We start from the raw sequence: 14,276 nt of genomic DNA on the forward strand, positions 1-14,276 counted from the left end.
ATTATTCAATAAATCATAAAATTTTCTCCGGCTCAAAACAAAATATTCAATTGCCTCAGAAGGATTTAAAATATCCTTTTCTGCTAAACTTGGTCTTGCCATAAAAGTACTTCCTTTCTGCCAAAAGTGGCTGTTTTCACAGGTTTTCGAGGTCATACTATATATCACTCTGAACGCTGATAATATCAACTACTTTCGGCAGACAAACGGAATTATATCTCCGAAGAAGCACTGATAAATTTTTCAAACTGCGGGCGGATAATCAGATACCTGTTTCCGCTGAATACCGCAAATCTTCCTCTGTTATCTTCTGCCAGTCTACGCATTTTCTTTGTCCCGATATTAAAATACGACGCTGCTTCTTTGATTGTCAGTGTGTACTTTTCACTCACAGGGACAAGTGTATTTTCCGTAGTATCATGTTTTTCTATTGCCATGTGCAATCCTCCTTCCATACAGGCTGCAGTATTTCCACAGCCCCAACTGCTTAGTCTGCTGCCATCTGAAGTACCTTGACTGCATCCTTACGGATCAGTTTTCCATCCAGACACTCACATCCCAGATACCCTACCTGTCCACGCATGGCAAACTTTTCTTCCAGTGTGCGGATAGTCAGTGGGAAACGCTGAACGAGCCAGTAATTACTGAAATCTCCAAATGCGATTACTTTCTGCCCATTTCCGATAGACGGCATGGAATCAACAATCTGCACAGGTTTTGAGAAAATCGTTTCATCACTTTCCTTCCACAGATAGTTTCCGGCTGAATCTTTGAGGGTACGGAGTGCCAGAGCCGTTTCGTCATTCATAAGCCATGTACCATGTTTACGGTGTTTCTTATCCACGGACAGATACAGTTTGATGATTTCATCATAGCTGATAGCAGAATCACTCTCTGCCGTCACGCCCGTTTCTGCTCCGTCAGTGGCGTGCAGAATACCTGTCGGCTGATTTTCCCCTGTTCCGTTGATAAACGCCTGTTCCTCGCTTGTGCCAAAACAACGTGCCATTTTCCCGATTACATAATCCTCTATGGCAAAGGACTGGTCAGAAGCGAACTCCAATCCAAGTCTGACAAGCTCGGACAATCGGTATGCCTGTACTTCAAATCTCTGAAAATCGTCCTCGTTATCCATGCCCTCCAGATTGACCATATCGCCCCATTCAGCCTGACCTTCACAGTCAAATGTCCAAAGACGGCTGTCACTTCTGGTCGCATTCACAACGGTTGCCAGCTGACGGACTGCACTTTCTTTCTGTAATACTGCCGTATATTTTTTATTTGATTCTCCGGGCAGATGGTACGCATTTGTCTTGCTTTCACGGTTGTTATAAAGGTTGTCCGTAACTGCCTGTTTTCCTCTCATTTCGTTCCAAAAATCGTTATAATAAGCTGTACTGTTAATCATAATAAACCTCCTGAAAAATTATTTTTGTGTCATATAACCACTCTGTCTGCAATAATCCACTGCTTCAGAATAGGACAGATAAAACATCTCCAATGAGCCGTCAACCACACGGTAATAGGGCGGGTCACAGGATTCGCTTGCCATGATAATGACCGGGCATCTGTCCCTTAAATTGATGACATTCACACATCTGTACTTGTCTGTTGAAAAATCCGATGGTTCAAACCGCATCGGTGGTGCTGCTTTCTGTTTTCCCATGTATACCTCCTTTTTTCTCAGCAGAGGAAATCTCTGCACAAGAGCCGATATCCTGTTAAAAGTGTGGTTTTTTCTCCACCATCCCTCGGACGCCTGCGGACTACCGTACCGATTGTACGGAGTGCCTGGTTAAAATTCCGGCTGTTCTCCGCAAAATATCCATTGTCATTGCACCAGTTGCGGTATGCCTGATACACTGCCGATGTCCGGCATTCCGCATCCTTCTCCTGTTCCAGAAATTCCTCCACAAAAAGTTCCATTTTATCGCTGTCATGCTGATAGGACATGGTGGCATCTTTTACTGCTTTGGGCTGAGCGAAACCTTCTTCTTTCAAGATGGTGTAGCCTTCAATCAGCCAGTTTAAGATGGCACTTGCTGCCTCCGGCCTGGAAAATTCTGCTTTCAGATTCTGTTCCTGCTCCCATTCCTCAAAATGCCTGTCAAAGGGAATGATCACGATACGTCCGCTCGAAAACAGTGTCATATCCGTAATAGCCGGAAGATAATTTGTATTTACATACAGCTTGAACTGTGGCTTAAAATCAAAACTGTTTTCATGCAGGAATCTGGCATTCAGTGTATCATTTCCCGTCATGCTTTTGATCTGTGCTTCATTCAGCACCAGTCCCCGCCTTGGCTCTGAGATATTGGCGAACCGCACTCCGGCAAGACGTGCAATATCCTCTGTCGGGTTCTGGCTGTTGGCAGACGGTTTTGCAGCAATCGTTTCCGGTCGGACAGTCAAACCGTAATCTCCCATCACATGAAGTGTGCTTTCCATCAGAGTCCCTTTCCCATTTCTGGTGGTTGCACCGTAGTAAAAAAACATACATTCATAGCGGGTATCCCCTGTCAGACCGTAACCAAGGCTTTTCTGCATGAACCTTGCTTTCTCCGTATCCCCACTCATCACCTCTGAAACAAATCTGGTAAAACGTGGATTCTTGGCATTCGGATCATAGGCTGCCCCGGCAATCTTGGTCAGCTTGTCCTGTGGTGTATGCGGATGGAACTCTCCCGTCTGCAGATCCAGTGTTCCGTTCTGACAGTTCAGGTAATAAACATTGCGGTCGAACTCAGACATTGCAATCGGATACACACTCTGGGCATCACTGATATACGTGTTGCGGTAATTCCGGCTCTGCCATTTCGCAGAAAATTCCAGATAGTCCTTTCTTCTGCGCTCATCGGTAATTGTCAGGGCATATCTGACCAGACTGTCCGCAAGGGATTTTGCAAGCTCCATTGTTTTCAGTCCGCCAATGTCTGGAATCCACCGGGTCCCGTCATACACATACCACTTTTTCCTTTCCGGCACATACCTTGCGATATCTTTATACACATCCGCAAACAATCTGCCTGAGCCGTTGTCATTCCACGGGTATCTGCTGTTATCCGACACGTTCAGTTCTATCAGCTTCTGCAGCATATCATCAAAATCACTCTCTGCTGATGTCCTTGCATAAGGTCTGTAGAAATCCAATGCCTGTGCCACTGCCTTTTCCATCGTCAATGCGCCGTAGGTTGAGCCACTCTGCACACGGTCCCACTTGCTCCGCATCAATCCCGATTTTCGGAACAGTCTGTCCATCTGCCCTGTGTCACCGCCACACCAGAATGCAAGGATACTTGCAAGCGACATATCCGCATCGCTGTGGGATTTTCCTTCCAGTATTTCTCCATTCCACAAGGCTTTGAACTTTTCGCCCTGTCTGGAATCCGATGCCAAGCGGACCACGGAATCATCGGACAGATAACTGCCGGGAATATCCTGTACATCGTTCTTTTTCTTAGAAATCGGACGGAGCATATAAGTTTCCAGTATTTCCCCAATTTCAGTGCTTCGCTCCTCAACACCACGGTTGCGGATCACATTTCCTGTCAGAGTACAGAATTTCTTTGTTACATCTGCTGCATAGATTTCCAGACCAAGTTTCTGATTATTGATGTAATATCTGCCCGTATCATAAGACAGGGAAGATGCCTTACATACAATGCGGACTCCCGTGCCGGAGGGGCTGAATTCTGTATAGGAGTCCATTCTCTCCACGATGTCTTCTGCCATCTGTGTCATCTTTCCACCAAACACGCAATGGTCGATATCTACCATGCAGAAATCATCAAATGCACCCATACCGATTCCGTCATAACCATCCATTGCATTGACTGCCAATCGAAAATCCGAAAAGGTATTTTTATCGGCACTGCTCGCTTTTCTGCCATTTGTCTGATACGGCACTTTTGTCATGCGTCCGTTTCTTTCTTTATATTTCCACAGACAGAACCGTCCGTCTTTTTTCAACTGTTCCGGAAGTTTCTCATACATTCTGTGCTCCTCCTTCCCCGCTTATTTTCTGACGTATCATTTCTCCGTGGCTCTTGCCGATAACCACACCTTAAATTCAGAAACAGGAACCAATACCCGCTTGCCTACACGGACGATTGGAAAATCCGCTTCTCTGGTCAGTGCATACGCTTTGCTCAGGCTGATTCCCATCTGCATTGCCATTTCCTGTACGCTCATCGTGACTTTATCCATAGCCATCCTCCTCTCTGCATTCCAAACATGAATTGCTCTTGTTTTCTATCACAGTATACTTTATAATGTTACCAAAGGCTATTTTCTATTGGTAAGAACTCGTACCGAAAGCAAGTTCTATCGGTAAGAATGGGGGTAGAATATGAACGAAGATTTCAGTTTGGGGAAAATGAGTGCGGATGCACGGCTGACCGCAACTTTCAAATACTATGAAAAGACAGAACAGAATGGAAAAATCGTAATCACCGCCTGTCTGGGCAAGGGCGATGTTCCGAAACTCAACCGTGGATACGGCTTGGACGGAAATGAGCTCTGGCTTTCTCTGAATAACCTGTACCAGAGTATCCGTGGAAAAGATGACTACACTGCTGCCGATGATATCATTTCTTGGTGTCAGCAGTACGCACACCCCTACTATGCCTCTGAGGACATCGAAGAATATCGTTGGGATATTGAAAAGGATACGGAATACTGGGATTTTTCCACTAACATTCTTGGTAATTTCACTTTTGATGTTCACACCATGCAGAAAGATCTCGAAAGCCTGTACCGGGATACTCTTGTCATCCTGATGTTCAAAAAATGTCTGGAACGGCTTGACGTTTCCACGGATCTTGCACAGATCACATGGACGAATGAATTTGCAGATTTTAATTCGTTTCCTATGCAGAAACATCTCGGTAAAATATCAGCTTACCTAAATAAAATGAGTGGCGTAACCATGAAGTTGGGACTGGATGAAAATGGAGAATTGAAGGTCATGCCGGATTTCCATTCTGTTTTTGATGCTGCCCGATTCGCTCTGTCGCAATATGTATCTATCCCTACAGATTACCCCATTGCTTATGCCGACCGTGTGGGCGTTGCCACCTGTGAGTGCTGTGGCCGTCTGTTCATCAAAAATGGAAACCGCCAGAAATACTGTGACAATCCAGAATGTAAAAAGGAACGAAACCGCAGAAAATCCCGTACTGCTTATCGCAGAAAGATACAGGAAGAAAATGATAACCGATGGGCGTGACCACGGCTGTTTTCACACTGGGGCAAGATGTGGCAAGTAATATAGGTTATTTTCTATATAGGCTCTATAAGAATAACCTAAATCATCTGCCACAAGTTGCCCCAACTGTTTTTTCCATAGAAAAAGGGCATCGGTCTACACCGACACCCCATGTCATTTTATCCTTATTCTCCATAGCGGAATGCTGAATTTCCTGTAAGATTCCTAAGCAGAATCTTTCTCGCTGTCTTATACTCTTTCCCAATAAAGCCAAGTCTGAGCAGAAAACAGCGGAAAGCGTATTTGTCATTGTCCGTTTCAGTCGGCTTTGATGGTACCCTTTTTGCATCTCTTGCCGTATCACACAGCCTTGAGATAAATTGTGTGTAGGCTGCAATCTCATCGCTATCCGTTGTGTATGGAAACCATGTGAAGTTTATTTTTTCCTCTGTAATTTCAACTTCTGTGCTGTCCGTCTGAAATGCGCGTTGAAAAAGCATCTGCTTATTTGCTATAATCTTCTGTAAATTTTCCAATGCCGTATCCGTAAGGCTCTCTTCCGGAATCGCTATTGTCAGCTTATCCTGTTGCACTGGCACTTCTTCCGTTATTTCCATATCGTCCTGAAACCCACGCTCTCGTAACTGCAGAATCAGGTCTTCCACTATTTCTTTTTCAGTTCCATCCGGGATATGCAATACACCCTCTTTATCCAGTCGGTATCCTGCAATATCGTATGCACAGCTTGGTACCCGTTCATAATGCGGTGCTGTTCCAAGTAGGTTTCCAATCTCCTGTGCCAGTTTCGGCCTCTGCTTCGATTCCAATGTAAATCTAATTTCATTCTTCATAATATGTACCCGCCTTTCTTTATTCGGTAGTACATATATCACTCTGATGGCACAGAATAGCAAGACAATTCGGATTATATTTCTGCCAAAATGTACGCAGAAAAACTGTGCTTTTTATGCTGCTTTTTACATGTTTTTTCTTCGTATTTCGGTACTATCCAGCAAAACAAAATCGGCTTTAGCAGCGGTATTCTGCGGATATTTTTACATAAACCGACCTTGGTGGGTATCCCCCCTGTTTAATTCTGCGAAAATTCGCACGAAGGGGGGCATCGGTCTTCAGGCAGAAAGGTTGTAGAGATTTGGATACCCCTGCCTCAGTCTTCATATTTTTATTGATTTTTTCACAGAAATGTGATACCCTTATTTTATTCTGGAGGTAGGAATATGGGTGTAAGCTATAAAAAATTGCAACACATACTAATTGAGCGTGAAATATCGCATTCTCAGTTAATGAGAGTCGCTAATATTTCTGCTAATATAATTTCAAAAATAAAAAACGGACAATACATTGCCCTTGATAAAGTTGAAAGCATTTGTACTGCCTTAGATTGCACTCCAAATGATATTCTTGTATTCCTTCCCGATTCAGAAGTCAAAGATGATACACATTCAAAGAAAACAGAAAAATTTTCACAGGAGGGATAATTGTTTACTACTAATTCAAGCGCATATAAACTTTTTAACGAAAACAACCTTGATTTTATGAAAAGATTGCCAGACTCATCTATTGACCTAATTTTGACAGATCCCCCATACAATCTATCCCAATTTTCTAGAGGAAATATTCATTTAAATAACGGTAAAACAATCAATAACAAAATCGCCGAGTGGGATAGTATTCCTTTAAACCCAAATGACTATATAGAACCGTTTACCAGAATAATAAAACCCACGGGGAATATATTCATATTCACTAGTTATTCATTACTTGGCAAATGGTATGATGCATTTAACCCGTTATTCTCAACATTCCAGATATTCGTTTGGCATAAGACAACTCCCACACAAAGTGTATACCACAACAGTTTTTTAAACAGTTGTGAACTAGTTGTGTGTCTCTGGAATAAAGGTCACACTTGGAATTTTTCTTCTCAAGACCAAATGCACAACTTCTTCGAATGCCCATCATGTATGTTTCCCGAAAAAATCATCTCTCCCAAACATCCAACGCAAAAGCCACTTGAACTTATTGAGCATCTTCTGTTAATTTCCTCTAACCCAAATGACATCATCTTTGATCCATTCATGGGAGTTGGCACTACAGGCGAAGCTGCATTAAAGAATAAACGACGTTTTATTGGAATCGATATAGATGAAAAATATGTAAAAGCCTCTCTTAAAAGGCTGTCGATATACTAACATTTCTCACGACACGGAGGTCGGATTATTCATCACGACCAACAAAAAAGTGACATGAATACTATCCCCAATAGTTTCATGTCACAAATTACTATGCTGTCTTACGTTTAATAAGAATACGAAAATATGGTGCTTTACCATTTATTTTCAAATCTTTGTCATCATCACCTTTCCTAAATTTGATAATCTCAAACTGCTCAGGATCATATTTATTTAAGAAAGTAATTGGAACCCCCATTGCACCCATATAATCCATCGGAATATCTTGCGTTTTATTCACATTTATTCCCCGGTAATTATCATAAAAAGGATATGATTCCTCATTTCCCTCATATTGCTTAACCAATTCAATAGGCTGATGTCTCTTCTCATTATCCAAAGAAGTTAACCACATACAATTATTCGGTGAAATTATTCGTTTTCCATTTTCATCAACCTTTGTTTCTGTTCCATATAATTCATAACTTTCTGGAACAATAAACCCTGATATACCTCTTCCAAAGCAAACTCCTAACCATGCCTTATTGGATTGAATTAATGGAAAAACCTCTTTATAAGTAATCGCATTTATATTGCTTATAACCAAAAAATCTTTATCATATTTATCCAATTGACTGATATACTCACGGAACAAAGAAAACGGAGGATTTGTTATCACTATATCACTCTGCTTTAATACTTGTATACACTCATTGCTCCGGAAATCTCCATTTTCTTTTAATTGTGTAATAGTTATTTCTTTTCCATCATAATTATAGAATCTTGCATCTTCTCCAAAATATGTTGCATTCAATTCTTTTAATCCTAATTCTTCAAAATGCTCATAAAAAAATTTCCAGAAATTTGAATACTCCGGATCGTCGCAATTACAATAAACAACCTTACCTCTAAAGTGTTTTGTATAATGAACCACTTCTTTTTCAATATCTATTAGTTGAGTATAAAATTCATCTTTCTTATTAATCTTCGCTTTATCTAACAGTGAATGATCTACTTCTCTTTTTTTCATTATATTTCCCTACTTCTTTGTAAGCTGGTTAAACAAATCCTTCCCCAGCATTTTTAGTGATGTTCTTGCAACATCAAGCATAACCTCAACCATATCATTTTCAGCCCAATGCTCTCCATCACCTTTTGTATAAATTGATGCAGCTTGAAGCATAATGTTTGCACCATTACTCTTTACAAATCTGTTTTCACACAAATTTGTATTAATTGGCATTCCATAATTTGCAGCAGTCAATCTATCAATACGATTTAATGTGCCGTCATTATATACTAATGTAACTATTCTCCCATCCGGTCTTGTCACATTGACATTTTGCGTCAAAAAATTTGTTCCTTCCAAAAATAAAATATACGGGAAATAACTTTCTCCCAACATATAATTTGCTATTTCTTTTACGTTTTTATATGCCCTCTCAATGACATTTCCAGCCGGCATAAGATCTTTATCATTTTTCTTTCCAACCAATTTTCCTGCTCTAATATTCTCAATATCTTTTCCCTGATGTTTAGCCTCTGACACCAAAACAACTCGCCATTTTCCATTATCATCTTGAACTTCAATAATGCCGCCATCTGGCTTAATTCTCGCCTTCTCCAAAAAAAGTGTTTGACCGAGAAAATCATCAATTTTCTTTAAAGCTTCGTTTATTTCCTTCTTTGATAAATTTTTTCTGTATCTAAATTTAAGCATAGGAAATTCATTTTTAAGTTTAATCATTGCTAATTCCGATGTAGAGCCAACCTCTGCATCATGAAATTTAGCATCTTTATGAAATATTGTAACAGGACCTTGCCCCTCTTTTTGTTGCTCTGTTAATCTGTTAGATTGTCCCTTTTTCATTTGCGGTATCTCCTTTTGTATTATATTCAAAAAAATCTTGTATATTTTCAACTTTTCTATATTGTGTATTCTGTCCCAGTTCTTCCATTAACGAAAGATGCTTTGCAAAATAATCAAGAGATTTATTATCACTGTCACACATCAAACAGTTTCTTCCTTCATTTATGCAAACTCTTCCCACAGTTCCACTACCTGCAAAGAAATCTAACACGGTAGCTCCCGGATATGATAGTGCTTTTATAAATCGTTCTATAATAGCTACCGGCTTTTGAGTTGGATGACCTACACGTTCTTTGCTATTTCCATTTAATCTTCCAATTTCCCACACATTGGTTGGGTTCTTTCCTTTTCTTGTTGTCTCAGGATTTAATCTCTTATCTCTTAATGCAACTTTTAAATCTTCTTCTGAATATGGTACTCTGACCGAATCCAAGTCAAAGTAATAATCATTTGATTTAACCAGCCATATAGCTTCTTCATGCCTATTTGCAAAAAAACGATGTGCTGACATACCATTTTTATAATGCCATATGATTGTATTTACTAATTTAAATTTTGTATTTTTACGAATATACTGAATTATATCTAACAAATCTCCTGATTTTGCATCTCTAAACTGTATACCACCAAAAATAACCATACTTCCATTATCTGATAAAACTCTATATGCCTCATCAATCCATTTTGATGCCCATTCGATATAATTTTCGTAAATATCCCATCCTGCCAATTCCAGATTATACGGGGGATCAATGCAAATCAATTGAATTGATTTATCAGGTAATTGTTTCAAAAAATCTCCACAATCAGATATACTATGTAAAAGCTTTATTTCCGCAGGCATCTCAAAATCAGAACTTGTTTTATTTTTTAGGCTTTCCTCTTTACGCATTTTATTCAAAGACATTAAAGCGTGATTATTATGGGATTTATTATGAATCGCCATGAGAATACCCTCCATATCCTAGTAACACATTTTATATATCATCCTGTTTTTTTCTCCCTCTCCGGAGTTCTTGTGGCTTCTGAGTATTACTTGGAATTAGCCAAAGAATACCTTTTTGAATTGCTCCTTCGACTCTTCCCTCACCGCACAATATTCTAACTCTGCGACTTGAAATATTCCATTTTTCAGCTATTTCATTTGATGTTAAATACTCCATATTTTTTCCTCCAAGCTCTATAATATTATATTCCAAGTTTGGAATAAATTCAATGAAGAAAAACGACTTCAGACCAAATTCTAATCATGAGCCAGCACTTGAGAAGTTTCGTTTATCAAATGTTATTATTTTCATTATCTATAACAAAAGTCTTAATATAAAAAAGCTGAGCACACGACTCAGCTTGGTCCCCAATGTCAAAAGAACACCGGGCAACTCTGTTGCATTCAGTATATCCACCCCTCAATAAACATGCAATAATTTTTACATTTTTTTGGAATTTCCATCGGTACAAGCTCTACTACATTGCCTGTAAGTAGTCCCTTACTACTAAAGAATCCTCCCAACACCTTTGCCTTTATCCCACTTCCACCCATGAGCCTTAGTAGTCTAAACCGTAGTAATTCCAATGCTTTCCGCCATATTATGCCGTACTCTGCCCCACTTTGCAAAGCCCTGCATTATAGTAAAACTGGAGTGCCGTGGCAGATGAAAAGTACTTTAATCACAGTTTTGTTTCTCCTTGATTTGTCCCGGAATGCCCTGTTTTGCAAGGGGTTATGGGGTTATGGTAAAATGCTCTGAAATTACAGATTGTGGCAAAACCGAGCAGAATTGAGCATGCTGTTACTACTTATTAGTAGTAAAATTAGTAGTAAAAGGGAATGGGTTACTACTAAGGAATCGTAATTAACCGCATGCCGTTTCCAGATTATCATACCCCTCTATAAAGCTTTCTATTTGGGAAATATTCTCAAATCTAGACGTTATAACATTTATATAGATTTGTCCATCATCAAAAACAGACTCTTCTATTTTCCCATATATACAAACAAATTCTTTAATTTCTTCATATACATCTCTTGTAGTTTTTTTTGAAGAAAAAATTGTGATATTAAACTCTTCCCCACTTTGAATTACATTATTTTCTTCAAATAATCCAAATGGAATCGTTTGATTACATAAGCCAGCAAATGAATTAGAATACACACAAACACCACTGCAAAACAAACTAGAAGATTCCAAAGAAATCAGATAGTTATCTATATAATTATTAAAAATCGATACATTATTAAAATCTAATTGACTATTTGTAGCTTCAATAATACAACCTACAGTTTTATTGCAATCATATATCATGCTATTTGAAAATTCTAAATTTGAATTTATTATACTTAATGCTCCATAAGAGCACTCAAAAATTTTAGTCCCATTGGTTCGAATATTAGTGCAGTTTTCTAATTCAATTCCGTATGTTCCACATCCAAATAATTCTAACGAATCTAATTGTATGTTGTTGCAATTCTCAAACCGCAAGACAGATCCCATACAACTTCCCTTTCGAGGCGTATGGCCTAGTGTTAATCCAATCAATTTTATATTAGAGCACTCACGAAAACAAATCACATTTGCATATCTCGGATTAACAAGCAATGTTGAATTATCCCCCACAACAGTAACATTTGATATGTTGGATACCACAAGTTGATTTCCGTCAAATACTTCTTCTTTAAAAATATTATCTGTATTTCCCCTTTCAAAATCCAACATATCATAATAACCTTTATTTAAAACTAATTTGTTATTAGATGAAAAATTACTGATAAATTCATTTGTGTCTGAAATTTCAATATATTTATGTATTTCAGGCATAACTTGTCCTTGCTTACGAATCAAATTCATTACTTCAGCTTGTAAGATTTTAATTACATTATCTTTTAGTTCACTTATATCTTTGAATGGTGTATATAAACCTAAAGGTTGTAGTTTCTTTGATATTGCAAAAATTTTCCTTGTATCATCATTTTTTTCAGATTCATCAATCACCTTAAAAAAAGCTTTAATATCAGGTTTTCTATGTTTACGATAACTATCCAATGCCAAATTAAGTTCATGCTCTGTACCTGCAACATCTTCATTTGCTAACTTTGTACCTATTTTTTTCCAATACATACAAATAAATAAATCTGCATTGGTAATTTCTAAATCCATATCAATTAAACCTTGCGGTCCATCAGCATTCATTCCAGGTGTACTGTTTTCCCACATTCTTAAATCAATACATATTCCATTTTTCATATATAATGGATTTAATGAATTCACTAAGTCTTTAATCATTTGACGTTCATCAGCCAAATCCGATGGAGAAGCTAACACTACTTGTATTTTTTCCATTTCGTCACCCTTTCTCGTTAATGTGAAAATCTATTTTCAACAATGACAAATTTGTAATTTCTCAGCATTAAATCTTATGTGGGTTATACAATGTTTCATAAATATACTTAACACAATAATTATATCTCAGAACATCTCATTTTTCCACCAAAATAACGCCCCAGCCTAAACCAGAACGTCATCCCTCTTCCATATTAAACTACCTTAAACATCTTCTGTGACATCGGTTTCTCCTTCTTCTGCTCAACCTCCGCCTGTGCCTTCCTAAACTCTTCCATCCATTTCAGCTCTTCCTCTGCATCATCGAATCCGATATGCGTGTGCACATTCATTGTGACTGATATATCCGAATGCCCCATGAGGTACTGTAGTGTCTTTGGATCCATTCCCGATTTTGCCATATTCGAGCAGTAAGTATGCCTGCATACATGAGGCGTAATGTTTGGCATCTGCACCCGGTAGATGTCATTGTATCTGCCAACCATATGGTTGAATCGGTGCTGCCAGTGCATTGCCACAAGTGGCATTCCATTATCATCGTAAAACAGGAATCCGCTATATCCGTCTATAGCTTTCTCCACTTTAGGTGCATTTCTGTCCTCAATGATTGCCTGAAACATCTGTGCCACATCCTCTGTGATTGGCAATACTCTTGTTCCGACATCCGTCTTTGTGGTTTCTATGATATATCGCATATCCGATGTTCTCTGCAACTGATGGTCGATGTTCACAGTTCTATTCTCAAGATCAATGTCCCTCAGCGTCAAGCCACAAAATTCTGATATTCGCATTCCCGTATGAAAAAGTATGTACACCACTTCATAGTATTTACAGTACACCACATCGTCATGCACAAATTTTAAGAACTTTCGCATCTGGTCTTTTGTGATTGCCTCTCTTGTAACTGCGTCATTTACCAATACTCCGGCAAGCTGAAATCCGAAAGGGTTCTTTACCAGAATGTCATCATCCACCGCCATCTGAAAGGCTGGTCGCAGCACTCCACGGATGGTATGAATGGAACTGTAGCTTTTGCCATCTTCCTGCTGCAATTTGATAAGAAACAGCTTTGCATCGGAAGTTTTCACACTTCGTATCGTCTTTTTGCCAAATGCTTCCTTTGCAAGTAATCTCTGTACTGTAACATATCCCTGTTTCGTGCTTTGCCTTACTCCGGTCTTTGTTTTCAAATATCGGTCTACCAGTTCACAGACTGTCATCTGTCCGTCCACGATATTTACAGGTAAATCCAAATCTGTGTTTACTTGTTTTTCCAACTCTCGAAGGGAAAGGCATGGTTTCTTGCCCTTTGGAAGTTTGTCCGTAGGCTCCAATTTCCAACTGTATACAAAATGTGGTTTTCCATCAATATGATATTTATATTGATATTTTCCGTCTGCTCTTACACTCTCTCCCGGTCTTAATACTCTACGCTTGGAATCTCGCCTTGTCTGTCCTCTTCCTGCCTTTGCCATTATACCCGCCTCCTTAGTTCTGGATGGTTATGCAGATACCTTTCAAAGGATACACGAAGAATCAGCTTGCGTTCTCCGTAGTATGCCAGAAAATCTTCTCCATCCGTATTATTCAATAAATCATAAAATTTTCTCCGGCTCAAAACAAAATATTCAATTGCCTCAGAAGGATTTAAAATATCCTTTTCTGCTAAA

Annotated in this window: 16 protein-coding genes; 3 read left to right on the forward strand and 13 right to left on the reverse strand. The window is 39.0% G+C overall.

What is annotated here, in order from left to right; genetic code table 11:
- Positions 1 to 212: 212 nt before the first annotated feature.
- The 5 genes from OCV60_RS12830 to OCV60_RS12850 are packed head-to-tail and all read right to left on the reverse strand — an operon-like array spanning position 213 to position 4,206.
- Entirely contained in the window at positions 213 to 437 is a 225-nt protein-coding gene (locus OCV60_RS12830) for an excisionase (RefSeq protein WP_015541248.1), read from the reverse strand.
- Positions 438 to 487: 50 nt separating this feature from the next.
- Positions 488 to 1,408, reverse strand: a complete 921-nt coding sequence (locus OCV60_RS12835) for a phage major capsid protein (protein ID WP_262530297.1) — start codon at positions 1,406 to 1,408, stop codon at positions 488 to 490.
- 18 nt (positions 1,409 to 1,426) lie between these two features.
- Positions 1,427 to 1,666, reverse strand: coding sequence for a hypothetical protein (locus OCV60_RS12840; RefSeq protein ID WP_005612402.1), 240 nt, complete (start codon positions 1,664 to 1,666; stop codon positions 1,427 to 1,429).
- A gap of 17 nt (positions 1,667 to 1,683) precedes the next feature.
- Positions 1,684 to 3,993 (reverse strand): phage/plasmid primase, P4 family, encoded by a 2,310-nt coding sequence (locus tag OCV60_RS12845; protein ID WP_262530298.1) that lies wholly within the window; start codon positions 3,991 to 3,993, stop codon positions 1,684 to 1,686.
- Positions 3,994 to 4,029: 36 nt separating this feature from the next.
- The gene (locus OCV60_RS12850) at positions 4,030 to 4,206 is read right to left on the reverse strand and encodes an excisionase family DNA-binding protein (protein WP_015560864.1); all 177 of its coding nucleotides are present in this window, start codon (positions 4,204 to 4,206) and stop codon (positions 4,030 to 4,032) included.
- A gap of 142 nt (positions 4,207 to 4,348) precedes the next feature.
- Here OCV60_RS12850 and OCV60_RS12855 point away from each other — a divergent pair, with 142 nt between their 5' ends.
- Positions 4,349 to 5,227 carry a hypothetical protein gene (locus OCV60_RS12855; protein ID WP_262530299.1) on the forward strand — a complete coding sequence of 293 codons (879 nt, stop codon included), beginning with the start codon at positions 4,349 to 4,351 and terminating at the stop codon, positions 5,225 to 5,227.
- Positions 5,228 to 5,391: 164 nt separating this feature from the next.
- On the opposite strand, the gene OCV60_RS12860 is transcribed toward OCV60_RS12855, so the two are convergent.
- Positions 5,392 to 6,057 (reverse strand): hypothetical protein, encoded by a 666-nt coding sequence (locus OCV60_RS12860; protein ID WP_262530300.1) that lies wholly within the window; start codon positions 6,055 to 6,057, stop codon positions 5,392 to 5,394.
- Between the two features lie 387 nt (positions 6,058 to 6,444).
- Between OCV60_RS12860 and OCV60_RS12865 the strand changes: the two genes are divergently transcribed.
- Both OCV60_RS12865 and OCV60_RS12870 read left to right on the forward strand, forming a co-directional pair.
- On the forward strand, positions 6,445 to 6,705 hold the full coding sequence (locus OCV60_RS12865) for a helix-turn-helix domain-containing protein (RefSeq protein ID WP_262530301.1): 261 nt from the start codon (positions 6,445 to 6,447) through the stop codon (positions 6,703 to 6,705).
- The gene (locus tag OCV60_RS12870) at positions 6,706 to 7,419 is read left to right on the forward strand and encodes a DNA-methyltransferase (RefSeq protein ID WP_262530302.1); all 714 of its coding nucleotides are present in this window, start codon (positions 6,706 to 6,708) and stop codon (positions 7,417 to 7,419) included.
- Positions 7,420 to 7,510: 91 nt separating this feature from the next.
- Here the strand turns inward: OCV60_RS12870 and OCV60_RS12875 are convergent, their stop codons facing one another.
- From OCV60_RS12875 to OCV60_RS12905, 7 genes are all read right to left on the reverse strand, one after another.
- Positions 7,511 to 8,428: an adenine-specific methyltransferase EcoRI family protein gene (locus OCV60_RS12875; protein WP_262530303.1), complete on the reverse strand. Its 918-nt coding sequence runs from the start codon at positions 8,426 to 8,428 to the stop codon at positions 7,511 to 7,513.
- Between the two features lie 9 nt (positions 8,429 to 8,437).
- On the reverse strand, positions 8,438 to 9,268 hold the full coding sequence (locus OCV60_RS12880; RefSeq protein ID WP_262530304.1) for an EcoRI family type II restriction endonuclease: 831 nt from the start codon (positions 9,266 to 9,268) through the stop codon (positions 8,438 to 8,440).
- Positions 9,249 to 10,214 (reverse strand): DNA-methyltransferase, encoded by a 966-nt coding sequence (locus tag OCV60_RS12885; RefSeq protein ID WP_262530305.1) that lies wholly within the window; start codon positions 10,212 to 10,214, stop codon positions 9,249 to 9,251. The genes OCV60_RS12880 and OCV60_RS12885 overlap by 20 nt, the downstream gene beginning before the upstream one ends.
- A 31-nt stretch (positions 10,215 to 10,245) precedes the next feature.
- Entirely contained in the window at positions 10,246 to 10,431 is a 186-nt protein-coding gene (locus tag OCV60_RS12890) for a DNA-binding protein (RefSeq protein ID WP_262530306.1), read from the reverse strand.
- A 690-nt stretch (positions 10,432 to 11,121) separates the two neighbouring features.
- The gene (locus OCV60_RS12895) at positions 11,122 to 12,606 is read right to left on the reverse strand and encodes a right-handed parallel beta-helix repeat-containing protein (protein ID WP_262530307.1); all 1,485 of its coding nucleotides are present in this window, start codon (positions 12,604 to 12,606) and stop codon (positions 11,122 to 11,124) included.
- A 194-nt stretch (positions 12,607 to 12,800) separates the two neighbouring features.
- Positions 12,801 to 14,081, reverse strand: coding sequence for a site-specific integrase (locus OCV60_RS12900; RefSeq protein ID WP_262530308.1), 1,281 nt, complete (start codon positions 14,079 to 14,081; stop codon positions 12,801 to 12,803).
- The coding region (locus OCV60_RS12905; protein WP_262530309.1) for a MerR family transcriptional regulator at positions 14,081 to 14,276 on the reverse strand (196 nt) is incomplete at its 5' end. The genes OCV60_RS12900 and OCV60_RS12905, both read right to left, overlap by 1 nt.

The sequence above is a fragment of the Coprococcus ammoniilyticus genome (assembly GCF_025567345.1).
Classification (GTDB): Bacteria; Bacillota; Clostridia; order Lachnospirales; family Lachnospiraceae; genus Coprococcus; species Coprococcus ammoniilyticus.